This window comes from Streptococcus cristatus ATCC 51100 (assembly GCF_000222765.1).
In the GTDB taxonomy this organism is placed as follows: Bacteria; Bacillota; Bacilli; order Lactobacillales; family Streptococcaceae; genus Streptococcus; species Streptococcus cristatus.
The window spans coordinates 39,253-54,729 of sequence record NZ_AFUE01000002.1 but is presented as its reverse complement, the minus strand read 5'-3'; the positions used below and the strand labels follow the sequence as shown (position 1 = coordinate 54,729).

The 15,477-nt window shown below is 42.5% G+C and carries 16 protein-coding genes; 2 read left to right on the top strand and 14 right to left on the bottom strand.

Going from position 1 to position 15,477, the window contains the following annotated elements:
- Window positions 1–51 precede the first annotated feature (51 nt).
- Complete coding sequence (locus tag HMPREF9960_RS01165) at window positions 52–537, top strand: YcxB family protein (protein WP_005591316.1); 486 nt, start codon at window positions 52–54, stop codon at window positions 535–537.
- Window positions 538–584: 47 nt separating this feature from the next.
- Here HMPREF9960_RS01165 and HMPREF9960_RS01160 read toward each other — a convergent pair whose 3' ends face one another.
- The 4 genes from HMPREF9960_RS01160 to HMPREF9960_RS01145 all read right to left on the bottom strand — a co-directional run bounded on the left by HMPREF9960_RS01160 (window position 585) and on the right by HMPREF9960_RS01145 (window position 4,885).
- Window positions 585–1,199, bottom strand: a complete 615-nt coding sequence (locus HMPREF9960_RS01160) for an HAD-IA family hydrolase (RefSeq protein ID WP_005591317.1) — start codon at window positions 1,197–1,199, stop codon at window positions 585–587.
- Window positions 1,196–2,473, bottom strand: a complete 1,278-nt coding sequence (locus HMPREF9960_RS01155; protein WP_005591318.1) for an MATE family efflux transporter — start codon at window positions 2,471–2,473, stop codon at window positions 1,196–1,198. Before HMPREF9960_RS01155 ends, HMPREF9960_RS01160 begins: the two co-directional genes overlap by 4 nt.
- Window positions 2,474–2,581: 108 nt before the next feature.
- Window positions 2,582–4,066 carry a threonine synthase gene (gene thrC, locus HMPREF9960_RS01150; protein ID WP_005591319.1) on the bottom strand — a complete coding sequence of 495 codons (1,485 nt, stop codon included), beginning with the start codon at window positions 4,064–4,066 and terminating at the stop codon, window positions 2,582–2,584.
- A 123-nt stretch (window positions 4,067–4,189) separates the two neighbouring features.
- Window positions 4,190–4,885, bottom strand: coding sequence for a GNAT family N-acetyltransferase (locus tag HMPREF9960_RS01145; protein WP_005591320.1), 696 nt, complete (start codon window positions 4,883–4,885; stop codon window positions 4,190–4,192).
- A 331-nt stretch (window positions 4,886–5,216) separates the two neighbouring features.
- Between HMPREF9960_RS01145 and HMPREF9960_RS01140 the strand changes: the two genes are divergently transcribed.
- Entirely contained in the window at window positions 5,217–6,062 is an 846-nt protein-coding gene (locus HMPREF9960_RS01140; RefSeq protein ID WP_005591322.1) for a MurR/RpiR family transcriptional regulator, read from the top strand.
- A gap of 272 nt (window positions 6,063–6,334) precedes the next feature.
- On the opposite strand, the gene HMPREF9960_RS01135 is transcribed toward HMPREF9960_RS01140, so the two are convergent.
- The 10 genes from HMPREF9960_RS01135 to HMPREF9960_RS10725 form a co-directional block, all read right to left on the bottom strand.
- Complete coding sequence (locus HMPREF9960_RS01135) at window positions 6,335–7,219, bottom strand: ROK family protein (protein ID WP_005592007.1); 885 nt, start codon at window positions 7,217–7,219, stop codon at window positions 6,335–6,337.
- Between the two features lie 17 nt (window positions 7,220–7,236).
- Complete coding sequence (locus HMPREF9960_RS01130; RefSeq protein WP_005591324.1) at window positions 7,237–8,154, bottom strand: dihydrodipicolinate synthase family protein; 918 nt, start codon at window positions 8,152–8,154, stop codon at window positions 7,237–7,239.
- Window positions 8,155–8,216: 62 nt separating this feature from the next.
- Complete coding sequence (locus HMPREF9960_RS01125) at window positions 8,217–9,320, bottom strand: Gfo/Idh/MocA family protein (protein WP_002894435.1); 1,104 nt, start codon at window positions 9,318–9,320, stop codon at window positions 8,217–8,219.
- A 72-nt stretch (window positions 9,321–9,392) separates the two neighbouring features.
- Window positions 9,393–10,226 (bottom strand): carbohydrate ABC transporter permease, encoded by an 834-nt coding sequence (locus HMPREF9960_RS01120; RefSeq protein ID WP_005591325.1) that lies wholly within the window; start codon window positions 10,224–10,226, stop codon window positions 9,393–9,395.
- The gene (locus HMPREF9960_RS01115) at window positions 10,226–11,110 is read right to left on the bottom strand and encodes a carbohydrate ABC transporter permease (protein WP_002898777.1); all 885 of its coding nucleotides are present in this window, start codon (window positions 11,108–11,110) and stop codon (window positions 10,226–10,228) included. Before HMPREF9960_RS01115 ends, HMPREF9960_RS01120 begins: the two co-directional genes overlap by 1 nt.
- A gap of 67 nt (window positions 11,111–11,177) precedes the next feature.
- Complete coding sequence (locus tag HMPREF9960_RS01110; RefSeq protein ID WP_005591326.1) at window positions 11,178–12,524, bottom strand: ABC transporter substrate-binding protein; 1,347 nt, start codon at window positions 12,522–12,524, stop codon at window positions 11,178–11,180.
- Window positions 12,525–12,541: 17 nt separating this feature from the next.
- The gene (locus tag HMPREF9960_RS01105; RefSeq protein ID WP_005591327.1) at window positions 12,542–12,994 is read right to left on the bottom strand and encodes a YhcH/YjgK/YiaL family protein; all 453 of its coding nucleotides are present in this window, start codon (window positions 12,992–12,994) and stop codon (window positions 12,542–12,544) included.
- A 23-nt stretch (window positions 12,995–13,017) separates the two neighbouring features.
- Window positions 13,018–14,151, bottom strand: coding sequence for an ABC transporter ATP-binding protein (locus tag HMPREF9960_RS01100; RefSeq protein WP_005591328.1), 1,134 nt, complete (start codon window positions 14,149–14,151; stop codon window positions 13,018–13,020).
- Between the two features lie 13 nt (window positions 14,152–14,164).
- A complete protein-coding gene (locus HMPREF9960_RS01095) occupies window positions 14,165–14,863 on the bottom strand; it encodes an N-acetylmannosamine-6-phosphate 2-epimerase (RefSeq protein ID WP_005591329.1) in 699 nt (232 codons plus the stop codon).
- Between the two features lie 460 nt (window positions 14,864–15,323).
- On the bottom strand, window positions 15,324–15,428 hold the full coding sequence (locus HMPREF9960_RS10725) for an acetylxylan esterase (RefSeq protein ID WP_231913452.1): 105 nt from the start codon (window positions 15,426–15,428) through the stop codon (window positions 15,324–15,326).
- Window positions 15,429–15,477 lie beyond the last annotated feature (49 nt).

The window sequence follows — 15,477 nt, the reverse complement described above, 5'->3', positions numbered from 1 at the left end:
TATATCTTATCACTCTTCTATGGTATAATAATAAAAACTAGGAGGTGAAGCATGTTTCCAATAACCATTCCAACTCTTGTGACTGAGGAAGTGTATCAACGATTTGCTTGGTCTGTTTTCTTACGCGGGAAAAGATTCTTGCTGAATATGTTCATTTTGATAGGAATTCTATCTCTCTATCTTATCTTCCTACCTGACAACCTGAAGCGATTTTCTTTCTTCATCGTGTTATTTACATCTTTGATTATATTCCCAGTAATGTACTTTGGCACGGACTTTCAGATAAGGAAGGCCTATCGAAAAACTCCTTTCTGGAAGGATATGGTGCAAACTCTTATATTTGAGAAAGATAAATTTTCTGTGAAAAGCAAACGAGGAGAGTTTCTTTATAGCTATGATGACATCGTCAAAGTTTTCCATACTAAAGATGATTTTTATATCATGTTGGGTCCAAATGTCGGCTTCCCTATTGAAAAAAAGAACTGCACTCCCGAGGCGCTTGAATTCTTGCTAGAACTTCACATTGAGCATATGTAAAAGAAAAAGCAGGCTAGACTGATAGTAGATCAGTTCGGATCTGCTTTTTATCTTGTAAATAATTGCTTGATGTCCACCAACTTCTCTATTTTCTGATTGATTTCTGGTCGGTAGTCACAGAAGTTAATGCTCTGGATGCCACTGTTGACGGCGACATCCACATCTAGCGTCCGGTCCCCGATATAGTAGGTTTCCTGCTTATCCAGGCCATACTTCTCGATCAGATAATCAACACCTTCTGGGTGAGGCTTGCGCTCAAAGCCGTTGGCTGTTGTGATGATTTCTGTAAAATAGTCATGAATGCCCAAGTCTTCCAAGATTTGATGGGCATTGAGTCCCTTGTGGGTATAGACGAACTGCGCAATGCCCTGCTCTTTAGCCCAGGCCAGTATCTCCGCAGCCCCTTCCATCAGATGAACCTGAGCATTCTTCTCCTTTAGACTTGCTCCACGAAAGGCATTCATCTCGGCAGCGTCTAGGCCTTTCTCAGACGCTACTTTTTCCAAGAGCTTCTGGACAGAGTGCTTTAGGATATAGCTGTGAATACTTGCCCTGTCAAAGTCCAGATCATAGTGAGCATAGGTTTCCTCAATCCCCGCCAAAATAGCATCATAGGAGTCCAGCAAGGTGCCGTCCAAATCCCAAATAAACGCTGTTGTCATGCAATTTCCCTCATTTTTCTGTCGTATAAAACCTTTAAAAATAGCCAGCGGAAGCCATTGTCCAAGAGTGTCCCAGCCCAGACCCCCGGAAGGCCCAAGCCAAAGGTCACACCCAACAAATAGCCTGATATGATGCGAATCAGCCACATACCAATAGTCGTGGCATAAAAGGGCAGTCTGGCATTTCCCAGCCCCTGCCAAACCGCTGTGTAAATCACGGTCCCAGCTGCCATGGGAGTGCCCAGCAGAGAAAAGAGGATGACCGAAAGACTGGCTGTGATAGCTCCGCTATTATCCGTATAGAGCAAGGTCAGCGGCCGACCAAAAGCAAAGACTCCTAGAGCCACAGGTAGCATACAAGCAAAAGACAGCCAGAAGGCCCTCTGACGAATCAGACCGACTTCTTTCATATCTCCCTTACCTACCGCATGGCCTACCAGCATGACTGTTGCTGTTGCGACTCCGAAGATTGGCATATAATTAAACTGAGTCAGGACTTCACCGATGGCATTCCCCGCTACTGCGTCTGTCCCAAAGACGACCAAAATGGCGATGATCACTACATCACCCGCCCGCATCATGAGCCGCTCTCCAGCAGCCGGCAGAGACAGGCGTAAAAGCTCTCCATCTAAGCCCCAGCACCAGCGGATTGTGGACAAATCCAGCTCCCGCCAGAGAATCAGCACACCGACCAAACGAGCCAGCACCGTTCCCAACGCTACACCGACAATACCAAGCCGAAAGACGTAAATCCCCAGACCGGAAAAGAGGGCATTGAGGACATTAGTCAGAAGACTGACATACATGGGGAATCTAGGGTTGCGTGTGACCCGCACTAAAGCTCCAAAGGAAGTCATCAAGCCCAACAAGACAATAGTCCCACCAACCAGAGCCAGATACAGACCGCCTGATTCAGCCACCGCTTTTTCCGTCCCCAGCAGATCCAGCATCTGCCTGCCAAAGAGCAGGGAAAGCAGCCCCAATAGAAAGCTCAGAAGCAGCGTCAGCTTGATAGCCTCAGCTGTATGATAGGCCAAACGCTCCTTGTCTCCTTGAGCCAGAGTCTTGGAGATGAGACTGGAAACAGCAGCCCCCAGCGCGATAAAAATTGCCTGATAAATGATAATAATGTTTCCGGCCACCGAGACACCAGAAATCGCAATCAGCCCAAGACTGGCCACCAGATAGCTGTCGACCATGCCCATGAGCATCTGCAAAAAGTTCTCTGCCATAGCTGGCAAGGCGATATTCATGATTTTTTTATAAGTCGTCATAGAGAAAATTCTCCCTCTTAAGCATAAGCTACTTCTCTTTCTTTCATTGGGCATCCTAAGAAAAAATCAGCCAGATATCCAGCTGATTTTAGGCCTTCTAAGTAAACTTTACAATCCCAAATAATCTTCGACTGCTGCCTGCATTTGGTCTGCAGCGACTGTGGTTTTGTGGCGAACCGGTGCTGTTTCTAAGCCGTCCACAGCTGGTGGCAGGGCTACGCCAGAAAGTTCGTGCAGTTGCTCCAAAGCCTCGAAATCACTGAGTCCTGTTTGACCAGTCACAGCTTCAACTGCTACAACTGGGAATTTATAAGGACTAGCAGTAGATGCGATAACAGTCTTGCGCTGATCACCTGTTTCTACCAAGTATTTTTGATAGACAGCGGACGCAACGGCTGTATGAGGGTCTTCAATGTAGTTAGAGACTTGATAGACCCGCTTGATTTCAGCAGCTGTTTCCTCTTCTGTCGCATAGTCAGCTGCAAAGAGCTCTAAAATCTCAGCGTCGAAGTCCGTCAGTTCATACTGGCCTTGCTCATTCAGAGCCGCCATCAGGGCAGCTGTTTTCTCAGCACTGTTACCAGATAGGTGGAAAATCAAACGCTCCAAGTTAGAGGAAACCAGAATATCCATGGATGGACTAGTGGTCACCTTGAAGCTCCGCTTCTTGTCATAAACCTGCGTCTTGAAGAAGTCTGTCAGAACATTGTTTTCATTCGATGCACAGATCAGCTTGCCAACCGGCAGACCGATTTGCTTAGCATAGTAGGCCGCCAAGATATTACCAAAGTTCCCCGTCGGAACGGTAAAGTTGACCTTGTCTCCTGCTGTAATTTCTCCCGTCTTCACCAGCTGAGCATAAGCATAGACATAGTAAACAATCTGTGGCACCAAACGGCCGATATTCATGGAGTTAGCGGATGAAAATTGCAGTTTGTGCTCCAAGAGACGAGCTCGTAGGTCTGTATCGTTGAACATGTGCTTGACATTGGTCTGAGCATCGTCAAAGTTGCCGTCAATGGCAACAACATGCGTATTGGCACCTGTCTGTGTCGTCATTTGCAGCTCTTGGACCTTGCTGACACCGTCTTTCGGGTAAAAGACGATAATCTCAGTCCCCGGAACGTCCGCAAAGCCTGCCATAGCCGCCTTACCTGTGTCGCCAGAAGTCGCCGTCAAAATGACAATTTTGTTTTCCAAGCCATGCTTTTTGGCTGCGGTTGTCATCAAGTGAGGCAGGATAGACAAAGCCATATCCTTGAAGGCAATGGTCGCTCCGTGGAAAAGCTCTAGATTATACTGACCATCCAGCTTGACCAAGGGAGCAATCGCCGCATCATCAAACTTGCTGTCGTAGGCATGGTTGATACAGTGGTCCAGCTCCGCTTCAGAAAAATCATCCAAAAATGCAGATAAAACTAGCTTGGCTACTTCCTGATAAGAAGCGTCTTTGAGCTTGGCAAAGTCCAAATCGACCTGTGGATAGGTAATGGGCGTAAACAGACCGCCGTCTGTCGCCAAACCTTGCAGAATCGCCTGGCTGGCTGTTACTTTATTCTTTTCATCGCGTGTTGATTGATAAACTAAGGTCATTCTCTCTCATCCTTTATCTGTAGTTCGTTTTATTATATCAAAATTTATCAGAAAATTCTCCATTTTCATCAAAATTAAAAAGTAAAAAGAGTCGAAATCCTATGATTTCAACTCAATCAAATATCAAAACTCAGACAAGGCTTTTATTTGCTGTCCCTTTTCATCAAAATTGTCTGGACTCAGCCATTTCTCCAGACGAGTCTTAACGGCAGGCCAATCACTGTCAATCATAGAGAGCCAGTCGGTATCTCGGTTGCGTCCCTTATAGACGACCGCCTGACGGAACCTACCTTCGTAGGTAAAGCCCAGCCGCTCTGCTGCCCGCCTTGAGGGCTGATTGAGTGCATCGCATTTCCATTCGTAACGGCGATACTCCAGCTCTTCAAAGACATAGCGTGCCAGTAAGTACTGGGCTTCTGTAGCCAGTCTGGTGCGCTTCAGCTGCGGTGAATAGGTCACAGCACCTACTTCAATCACACGATTGCCTCGGTCAATTCTCATTAAAGCAAAGGTTCCCAGCGCCTTGCCGCTCTCCTTGTCCACAATGGCATAGTGGAAACGGTCCTGTCCTGCCAGCATCCGATCTAGCAAACTATCCCACTCCTCCTGACTCTGAGCAGCATTTTGAAAGAGATAGGTCCACATGTCCGCAGGTGAATCCGGACCATATACTTCGTATAAATCTGCTCCATGCTTGTCCTTGGACAACCGCTCGATAATAACATACTGTCCTTCAATTCGCTCCAAGTTAGGCAAGTCCCCCGGCTTAAAATCTGGCAGAGCCTCTCCAATAGGCTGGCCTAGTTCATTGATTCGCATAAAAACCTCACAATCTAGCTTTACTGATTTCCAAAATAAGAATTGGAAGCTGCAATGGACAGTGGCTCCTATCTCCCTTGCTTCAGATCCAAACTTGGAACATTACTTGTGTAAATTATATCACTTTTTCTTTCATTCGACGCAAACTTTAGGAAATACCTCTTCAGAAAAAGGCGGTCATAATATCTAAAAATATTGAGATTACAGTCTGCTCGTACTTTAATGGAAAGCCAGGTCTGACAATTATCATTTTTGTAAACGCTTTATTCTCTCTAAACTATGTTATAATGAAATTATGTTTTATTATTTTGACCAAAGAAAGTGACCCATCATGAGACACCAGCAAAATATCTTGGCCATCATCGAAAGCTGTTACGACATTATGACCGATGTCGAAAAACAGATTGCCGACTATTTTTTGACTCCGACAGAGATAGAAGGGGACCTGTCCTCCCTCGAAGTAGCCCAAACCTTACACATCTCACAGGCGGCCCTGACCCGTTTTGCAAAAAAATGTGGCTTCAAGGGCTATCGGGAGTTCAACTTCCAATATCTCCAACAACTGAAAATCAGCAAAACGGAGCATACAAATCTGAAAAATGATTCGTCCCGCCAAGTGCTACGCAACTATATTCAAATTCGGCAACAAACCGAGGACTTGATTGACGAAAAAAGGTTGGAGCGCGTAGCCCAGCTGATTGAAAAAGCGGATCGTGTCTATTTTTTTGGCACGGGAAGCTCGGGGCTCGTCGCTCGCGATATGAAACTGCGCTTCATGCGCTTAGGGGTTATTTGTGAAGCCCTGACAGATGCGGATGGCTTTGCTTGGACAACGAGCATTTTAGACAAAAACTGCCTAGTTATCGGCTTTTCTCTTTCAGGTCAAACCCCGTCCATTATTGACAGCCTGATTGATGCTAAGGGCATGGGAGCCAAGACCGTATTAATCACTGGCCAGCCTGATTTGATTAAAGAAGACTTTTCAGAAATCATCCCAGTTGCAATGCAAAGTAAACCTCAGTTCATCCAACGAATCTCAGCTCAGTTCCCAATGCTGCTGATGATCGATATACTTTATGCCTTTTTCCTAGAGATTGACCGAGAGAGAAAGGAAAAAATCTTCAATAGTTACTGGGAAAATCACAAACTTAACGGCTATTACCGTAGGCATCAATAAAAGGCTAGGACAAAAATCCTGGCCTTATTTTTAACTCCTTGATGGGTTACTGATTGCTCAACCTCAAAGGGCTGGTACTTCTTAAAAGTCTTGGGCAACTTTTTAAATCTACTTCTAAAGACAGGTGAGCAAAGTTAAATTTTTGAAAATTTAGTTCTATCCACCGAATTTTTCCTGTCATTTCAACTTCTTCTAAAATACTATCTGTCCATCTACAGAAGCAGTTTTTCTAGAAGCAAGAAACCTGAGGTCACTCCCCAGGTTTACTTGGATTACTGATGTTTATTTTTAAAGTGGTAGTAAGCTCCAAACATGCCCGCCGTATTTTGGTGATAGGCAAAGGCTAGTTTGGTCTTCTCAGCTATACTCGGCACCAGAGCATCCTTGAGAGCCGCTTGGATACGCGGTCGAAGAATGGCCTCTTGCCCCATAATACCACCGCCCAGGATGACGATTTCTGGATTGACGACATAGCAGATATTGGCAATGCCCTGCCCCAGATAGCCTACCATACGGTCAATTCCTTTGATACAGAAGGTATTGCCCTCGGTCGCTTCTTTGAAAATCCTTCGACCATTCCAGAGAGAGGGATCTTCTCCGTGCAAGTCAGCAACATATTGAACCAAGGCTGTGGTCGAAGCTACATCCTGAAAGGCTCCGTCCGGCAGGTGCAGATAGCCTACTTCGCAGGCTGAGTTGCTAAAGCCGTGAAAAACTCGCCCATCCGCTACTAGACAGCCACCAATCCCTGTCCCAATCGTTAGACAGACCGCAATTTTTGCTCCCTTACCATGGCCAGACATGACCTCAGCCAGACCGGCACAATTGACATCATTCTCAATCTCGCAAGGAATGGAAAACTCCTCCTCCAAGACTTTCTTAAATTGCGTCCCAGCATAGTTAGGAATCTGAGGACCAGCATAGAAAATTTCACCCTTGTCTGGATCGACCATACCAGCTGAGGAGATACAAATCCCCTCAATCGAGCCAGCCTGCGCATAGTCTGCAACTATCTTTTGAGCCTTACGCATAATCTCTGGACCACCCTTATGGGCTTCCGTAGGTATTTCATGGGCTTCTACTAGCGTTTCTTGGTCGTCTATCAGGCCGTATTTGATATTGGTACCGCCAATATCAATCGTAACATAATTTCCCATAAGCATCCTTCTTTCTTTTAGAGGAAGCGCTCCTTAGTTTCTTGGATCAAGGCCGCTGCTGCTTCTACGACTGGACGGTCTGCTTCTACGACTGGTGTCAAAGGAGCACGGACAGAGCCGATAGCCAGTCCTTCGTTGAGCTTGAGAACTTCTTTGATAACAGCATACATATTGCCGTGAGCACTGGTTAGCTTGCCGATAATGTCGTTAATGGCAAACTGCAGTTCTTTGGCTCTTTCCAGTTCCTTGTCTGCAATCAGTTGATTCAGTTTAAGGAAGAGTTCTGGCATAGCCCCATAGGTACCACCAATTCCAGCTGCTGCACCCATAAGACGACCGCCCAAGAACTGCTCATCTGGACCGTTAAAGACCAAATGGTCACTGCCGCCAAGTGCTGCAAAAGTCTGGATATCCTGAACGGGCATAGAGGAATTTTTTACCCCAATCACGCGCTCATTCTTGAGCATTTCCTTATAAAGACTCGGAGTCAGCGCTGCACCAGCCAATTGCGGAATATTATAAATCACAAAATCAGTATGTGGGGCAGCCGCACTGATATCATTCCAGTACTGAGCGACAGAGTATTCTGGCAGACGGAAATAAATCGGCGGAATAGCCGCAATGGCATCAACTCCTAGAGCTTCCGCATGTTTTGCCAACTCGATACTGTCCTTAGTATTGTTGCAGGCTACGTGAGCAATGATGGTCAGTTTGCCCTTAGCAACTTTCATTACTTCTTCCAAAATTACTTTTCTGTCGGCCACGCTCTGGTAGATACACTCGCCTGACGAGCCGTTGACATAGAGACCTTGCACGCCCTTGTCGATGAAATACTCCACCAAAGCGCGAGTCCGCTCCGGGCTGATTTCACCCTCCTCGTCATAACAAGCATAAAAAGCTGGGATGACACCTTCATATTTTTTTAAATCTGACATAGTTTTCTCCTAATTTTTTAGAAATGAGAGGGACGAAAATCATTGTTTCATCCCCACATCTTTTATTTTACAATTTCCGATAATTTAACTTTACGATCTTCAAACATAGACTGAGTACATGCATCTGCTGTTGCAATAGCCTCCAGAGCTGCTTCTCCTGTTAATAATTTTTTGAATTCTTCTGTTACCGGTGCTCCCTGCATGATTTCATGAAGGTAACGCATTTCCTTGTCAATAACAGATGATAACCACAATGGGGTACGTTTACCAGGTTTTCCGTAAGCAATGGCTCCATCCATTTCGGTACTATGGTAAATACGAGTACGATCATCATCTTCTTCCTGTGACTCATGGATTAGGAAGTAACTTTCTTGGCCATCTAATTTGAGAGTTCCTTTACAGTTGAACAAGTCCAGACGAATCGCTCCTTTTGTCCCTTGAATCAAGACATAGTGTTCACCCCATCGATAAGCAGAGCCCCATTCTAGCAAAGCAAAACGCTTGTTTGAAAATTCCATATTGACAAAAATCATGTCATCTTCGTCACCAAAATTTTCTCCCTCATGAGCTACATTGCCACCAGTCATTGTAACAGTTTCAGGCATCCCACCCATAAGAAATTGAACACAGTCCAATTCATGGATATGGTGATATAAGTGACCACCAGATTTTTCGCGGATTTTCTTCCAAGATACTGATGGTTGTTGCTCCTCCCATCCATTACGAGCCGTATGACAATATAGAACGTCCCCAATCACACCTTGATTGATTAATTCTTTGGCATGATGAACACCATTAAAGAAGTTCATGATATGCCCCGCCATAAAGGTCACATTATTTTCTTTACAAGCATCTACCATTTCGCGACAATCCTCATAGGAAAGAGCAATTGGTTTTTCACAAAAAACATTTTTTCCATGCTGAGCTGCTTTGATAACCGGCTCTTTATGAAGATTATTTGGAGAAGCTACAATAACACAGTCAACTTCATCGCTAGCCACTAATTCATCTATCGAAGCTGCCACTTTCGCTCCTAACTCTTCAGCTACTGCTTCCGCATTTTCTGGATCATAAACAATCGTAATCTCTGCACCATCATTTTTTTGCATATAACGAGCCAATTCAGCTCCAAAATATCCTGTTCCTACGACGCCATATTTAACCATTTTTATTCTCCTGTTGTTTAATACAATATCCTATTTTTAACTTATATATTGACTAATGTTGTTTCGAAATGTCTATTTTACAGACCCTTCTGAAAGACCACTTGCAATCTTATTTTGAATGATTGAGAAGAAGATAATAGAAGGCAATACAACAATCACAGATGCCGCCATCATATCTCCCCAGTCTAGCACCTCTGACCCATTCAATGAACGAAGTGCTACTGCAACGGTCATTTTACTTGTATCGTTAATCAGTATCAATGCATATAAGAATTCATTCCACGCATTAATAAAGGTATAAATCGCTGTTGCAACAATTCCCGGAGCAACGATTGGTAATACCACTTTATAAAAAGTAACAAACTTATTTGCTCCATCGATACGGGCTGCCTCTTCAATCCCAATCGGAACCGTTTGGAAGAAGCCAACCAGCAGCCATACCGCATAAGGTACACTAAATGACAAATAAATGATGATAAGGCCAATGATGCTATTTCCCAAACCTGCTTTTGCAATTGCAATAGAATAAGGTATTGCTAGCAAAATAGGTGGGAAAATATAAGTTGTTACCAAAAGCCGTGACATTATTGATCCTAGCTTAGGGAAGAAACGAACAATACCATAAGCAGCCATGGAAGAAATAATCGTTGCAATAACTGTTGTGGACAAAGAAATTACTAAACTATTTCGGATATTATCAACGAAATGCAAATCATTAATAACATGTGTAAAGTAGTCTAGCGTAAAAGTCTGAGGCCAGAAGCGAGTTGGGAATTGTGTCAACTCCCCTTTTCCTTTAATCGAAGATATAATAATCCATACAAGCGGGAAGATTGCAACAATTGTTGCAATTATCAAAACCAAATGAGCTCCGATATCTAAGTAGAAGTTTGATTTTTTCTTCATTATTTTCTACCCTCCTTTTCCCATTTACTAATTACAGAGAAGTAAATGAAGCAAACTGTCAATAGGAAGATAAAGAGCAATACTGTGACTGCTGAAGCTCGTCCTAATAACTTCGTTCCCCAACCTAAGTTGTAAGCGAAAATCGGCAAGGTCATAGTCGCATTAGATGGACCACCACCAGTAATGAGGTAGATAATATCAAAATTATTAAAGATCCAAACCGTTCTCAGTACAACTAGCAGTCCTACAACGACCTTAATATGCGGAAAAGTAATATGTCTGAATACTTGCCAACTTGTCGCACCATCAATTTTAGCCGCCTCAAACTGCTCCTGGGGAACTGTTTGAAGTGCAGATAAAACATTAACCATAATCATTGGAGCTCCAAACCAGATATTGATAAACACCAAGCAAATAAAGGCCCACGTGCTGTCAGTCAGAAAAGCTGGGGCATGCTCCATTAAACCAAGCTTAACAATGATATTTGGCAGATACCCATAAACACCATTTAGAATCCATTGCCATGAAAAAGCAATAACAATTGTAGGAAAGGCCCACGGTACAATTAACAATGTCCGATAAAGTTTTTTAAATCGTCGCACTCTATGCAAAGCAAGAGCCAGAACAAATCCAATGATAACTTGTCCAGCTAAGGAAAGGACAGTCCATTTAATTGAATTAAAAAATGCACTAAAAAAGTTAGGGTCTGACAATACTGCTTTATAATTATCCAAACCAACAAAACGATAGTTGGGCATAATTAAATTCTTATTGGTAAAGCTATAAAAAATGCTTGAAAAAAATGGATAAACAAAGAGTAATCCTACGATAATCACTGCTGGTAGTACAAATATCCAACGCGTCAAATTACGATCTCTGACCATCTCTTACCCCTTTCTTTAAAATAAGAGGCTATAGCGCTACTGCACCATAGCCCTAATAATCTAGGTATTATTTCACATCAACTGCAACCGTTTCAAATAAATCGTTTAATTGCTTTTCAGCATCTTTTGCTGCAGCCATGGGGTCTTTCCCATTTGTGATAATATCTTGGAACATTTGTTCAATAATGTGTTGGTTTGTCAACATACCAGCCTCAACACTTGGGCCGTTTTCATAACCAATAGCAGTACCTTTTTGAACAGCCTCATTGATTACTTGTTCTGCATGTTGGAATTTTTGGCGTTTTTCATTATTCTTATAAGATGGTAAATCAGAAATACCGCTAATCGTTGGTAACATGCCAACTGGTGTAGAATCTAAGAAACCAACATAGTTATCTTGTTCATATAGATATTCTAAAAATGCTTTTGCAACTTTTGGATGCTTAGAATTTTTCCATACAACCATTGGAACATTTGAAGTTTCAATTCCTTGATCTTTATCGGATGCTTTGACCTTCGGAATAGGATAGGCATCAATTGATTCTAATAATTGTGGACTGTTCGCTTCAACCCCTCCAATGTGGAAACCTGAGTTAAAGTCAAATGCTGTCTTACCTTGGTAGAATAGGGTAGCTTGTTGTAACACATTATAATTGAGTGAATCTTTAGGAGAAACTTCCTTGTACATTTTCACCCAGTATTTGATTCCTTCTTGAGCCAAATCGCTAGTTAAATCAACCTTCTTATCCTTTGTTAATAGGCTTCCTCCTGCACTACGAACATAGAAATTCAGGAAACGAGTAGCCATAAAGTCATTCGTACCAAGCGGCACTGACATACCATAAACTCCATCAGCTGTTAATTTCTTAGATGCCTCATAAAGTTCATCCCAAGTTTTAGGTACTTCAATATTGTGTTGTTTTAATAAATCTGTTCGTACCCACATCACTTGCGCATGGGAATAAAGAGGAACAGAATAGTAATCACTGCCAATTTTTGCTTCATTCAGAGCTGTTTTATTGAAACGATCTTTTCCAATTTTGTCAATTGTATCATTCAATGGAACAATAGCATCTGAGTTAATCATTTCCATTACTTGGTTCGGCAAAGCTGTACTGACATCAGGTACGTTTCCGTTAGCAAGGCCTGTTGTCCATTTGGTGTAAAAGTCATTCCAAGAAAAAGTTTCAATTTTAATCTTAACTTTTGGATGCTTCTTCATAAATTCATCTGCAGATTTCTGGATACTTTCTAAACGAGGTCCCTGTGTAAATGAGTGCCACATAACGATTTCCCCAGATAATTCACCTGAATCGTTTCCTTTACTATTTTCCCCACTTGGAGAACAACCACTGATTATCAGTGCGATAAGTCCTGTTAGAAGAACGAATAAAAATTTCTTTAGATTTTTCATAGTTTACCTCTTCCTATTTAAGAAATAGCTACTTTAAATACTACTTTTTTTAATGGTAGATCATTTACACGAACCTTTGGCTGATGCAAATCCTCAGGGAATGTTATTAAACATTCTCCAGATTTCAAATGAATAAGCTGCTCCACTTTTCCTTCATATAACTCAATATCATTTTCCTTATTATAAGGTTGACTAACTGTTGTGCTTTTAACAGAAGAAACTGCCATATCTTCTGTATTTTCTAACACCAGATGGATATCAAGATATTTCCTATGAGTTTCAAAGAAATCTCCTGGTTGACCATCTGCTACATAACTAAAACAATTGCCAAATAATTTATCACCTTCAATATCTATCTTCCCTTCTGGAAGACTTCCCAAATCAACTGTTTTTAAAAAATTTATTAATCTTTCAAAATATGGATTTACTCCTACATAAGTTGACAGATTATTAATTTCCGTTACAATCATAATTAAAATTTCCTTATAAAATTTTATTTAATACGTGAACCGTTCTCTAATTCAAAGAAGTGTGCTTTTGCAATATTGAATACCAAGTCTATTTTCTGCCCTGCTTCATGGTAATTATGAGCAGCAACACGTGCAGAAAATTCCTGAACTCCTATTTTACAATAAAGGATAGAATCGCTTCCTAAAAGTTCAGAAACTATAATCTCTGCTTCAACAACAGAATCTGGGAAAGCATCAGCAGCTATCAACTCAGCCGAGATATCCTCTGGTCGAATGCCCAGTATCACTTTCTTTCCTTGATAGCCTTTTTCTTCTAAGATTTTACGCTGACCGTCTGGAAGTCCAACAGCAAAGCCTTGTCCATCTGTAAGCTGATTGCCCTCTAAGTTCACTTCAAAGAAATTCATGGCTGGACTGCCGATAAAACCTGCCACAAATTTATTAGCTGGTTCGTTATAAAGTTCCTGAGGCGTACCGATTTGCTCGATTCGACCGATAGTACCTGTTCCTGCTTCGTTCTTAGTAGCTGACATGATAACGATGCGGTCAGCCAAGGTCATGGCCTCTGTCTGGTCGTGGGTCACATAGATAGTCGTCGCTCCGATACGGCGGTGAATTTTTGCGATTTCTGCCCGCATGGACACGCGCAGTTTGGCATCCAAGTTAGACAAGGGTTCATCCATAAGGAAGACTTTGGCATCACGGACAATTGCCCGCCCCATAGCTACCCGCTGGCGCTGACCACCAGATAAGTCGGCCGGTTTACGATCCAGCAGCTCTTTCAGCCCAAGGATTTCTGCCGCTTCCTGAACTCTTTTGTCAATATCAGCCTTGTCATACTTGCGAAGCTTGAGTCCGAATGCCATATTGTCATAAACAGTCATGTGAGGATAAAGAGCGTAATTTTGGAAAACCATGGCGATATCCCGATCTTTAGGAGCAATGTCATTGACAAGATTTTGATCAATATAGAGCTCCCCTTCTGTGATATCCTCAAGTCCTGCAATCATCCGCAAGGTTGTTGATTTCCCGCAACCGGAAGGTCCTACAAAAACGATAAACTCCTTATCCTTAATATCCAAATCAAAATTTTCAACAGAGTAAAAATCACTATTAGGATATTTTTTATATAGTTTATTTAGTGTTAAGGTTGTCATTCATCTACCTCACTTATTTTAATCCTGCAACAAAGCGCTCTGTAATTTCTTTAGGACGAGTAATGGCTCCTCCGACAACGATGCCCCTCACACCAAAATCATGTATCTGCTTGGCTTGACTCGGATAGTGAATCTTTCCTTCGGCGATGACATCAAAGCCTGCTTGGCACAAGCGTCGAATGAGCTCAATGTCTGGTCCGTCAACCTTGGGACTGTAAGAAGTGTAGCCCGATAAGGTAGTGCCGACAAAGTCTACACCAGCTTCTACAGCAGCAGCAGCTTCCTCATAGGTGCTGATATCTGCCATCAATAGCTGATGAGGATACTTGGCCTTGACCTGCTTGATGAAATCCGCAATTGTCAAGCCGTCATGGCGTTCCCGCTTGGTACAGTCCAGAGCAATGACTTCAATATCCAGAGCAGCCAACTCATCTACTTCCCGCATGGTAGCCGTGATAAAAGGCTCTTGTGGCGGATAGTCGCGTTTGATAATTCCGATGATGGGCAGAGAAGTTACTTCCTTGATCTCCCGAATATCGCGAACGCTATTAGCTCGGATACCGACAGCACCGCCCTGCTCAGCAGCCTTGACCAAGAGAGGAATCACTCCTCCAGCTTCCGTATAAAGCGGTTCCTGGGGCAAGGCTTGACAAGAAACAATGATGCCGTCTTTAATCTTGGCTATCAAGTCATCTTTTAAAATCTGTGACATGAATATACAATCTCCTTTCGTAAGACGTCGGTCTGATCAGATAGTCTAACAACTACCTAGGACCTCAGGTGGAGCAGAGAAGAAGGCCGCAAACAAATATTTTTACTTCCTTATCCTAGACTCCATTTTTTAACTCGAGTATTTCATAATGTTATTATAAATAATTTTTAAAGCGCTTTCAATATTGTTTGAGATTTAGATTTTAGTTTCTGAATTTTCCAGAAAAACAAAAATTCCTGAAAGTACTTTTAGGAATCCATTTTGTAGAAAAGTAAATGAAAGAGCAAGCAAACTTCTAAAAAAGATTCTCATTTCTATACTCCCTCAGGCAAGTAAAAAAGGCTAGGCCTTTGCCTAGCCCTAAAGGGGGGACGAATATTATTTCTCGGATTTAAAGTCCGAAATGAGTGAAAGTCTTTTTATTTTGGTTCCGCAGAGCCAGTTAAAGATAGGATTGCTATCATAGCTTCATGCCTATACTTAGGCAAAAGATAATACACTTCTCTCCAGCCAAGCGGTTGTAAATAACAAACTGTGTGATAGCATAGCAAATATCATTCTCCATCTTAACTGTACAGCTAATACGGTGAACTAAATTTCTTTCGCTAATATAA

Coding starts and splice junctions, on each gene's coding strand:
- HMPREF9960_RS01110 (WP_005591326.1), bottom strand. CDS start 12,524: ATGAAAAATCTAAAGAAATTTTTATTCGTTCTTCTAACAGGACTTATC.
- HMPREF9960_RS01155 (WP_005591318.1), bottom strand. CDS start 2,473: ATGACGACTTATAAAAAAATCATGAATATCGCCTTGCCAGCTATGGCA.
- HMPREF9960_RS01145 (WP_005591320.1), bottom strand. CDS start 4,885: ATGCGAATCAATGAACTAGGCCAGCCTATTGGAGAGGCTCTGCCAGAT.
- HMPREF9960_RS01135 (WP_005592007.1), bottom strand. CDS start 7,219: ATGGGAAATTATGTTACGATTGATATTGGCGGTACCAATATCAAATAC.
- HMPREF9960_RS01105 (WP_005591327.1), bottom strand. CDS start 12,994: ATGATTGTAACGGAAATTAATAATCTGTCAACTTATGTAGGAGTAAAT.
- HMPREF9960_RS01115 (WP_002898777.1), bottom strand. CDS start 11,110: ATGGTCAGAGATCGTAATTTGACGCGTTGGATATTTGTACTACCAGCA.
- HMPREF9960_RS01095 (WP_005591329.1), bottom strand. CDS start 14,863: ATGTCACAGATTTTAAAAGATGACTTGATAGCCAAGATTAAAGACGGC.
- HMPREF9960_RS01165 (WP_005591316.1), top strand. CDS start 52: ATGTTTCCAATAACCATTCCAACTCTTGTGACTGAGGAAGTGTATCAA.
- HMPREF9960_RS01120 (WP_005591325.1), bottom strand. CDS start 10,226: ATGAAGAAAAAATCAAACTTCTACTTAGATATCGGAGCTCATTTGGTT.
- thrC (WP_005591319.1), bottom strand. CDS start 4,066: ATGACCTTAGTTTATCAATCAACACGCGATGAAAAGAATAAAGTAACA.
- HMPREF9960_RS01130 (WP_005591324.1), bottom strand. CDS start 8,154: ATGTCAGATTTAAAAAAATATGAAGGTGTCATCCCAGCTTTTTATGCT.
- HMPREF9960_RS01100 (WP_005591328.1), bottom strand. CDS start 14,151: ATGACAACCTTAACACTAAATAAACTATATAAAAAATATCCTAATAGT.
- HMPREF9960_RS01140 (WP_005591322.1), top strand. CDS start 5,217: ATGAGACACCAGCAAAATATCTTGGCCATCATCGAAAGCTGTTACGAC.
- HMPREF9960_RS01125 (WP_002894435.1), bottom strand. CDS start 9,320: ATGGTTAAATATGGCGTCGTAGGAACAGGATATTTTGGAGCTGAATTG.
- HMPREF9960_RS01160 (WP_005591317.1), bottom strand. CDS start 1,199: ATGACAACAGCGTTTATTTGGGATTTGGACGGCACCTTGCTGGACTCC.
- HMPREF9960_RS10725 (WP_231913452.1), bottom strand. CDS start 15,428: ATGGAGAATGATATTTGCTATGCTATCACACAGTTTGTTATTTACAAC.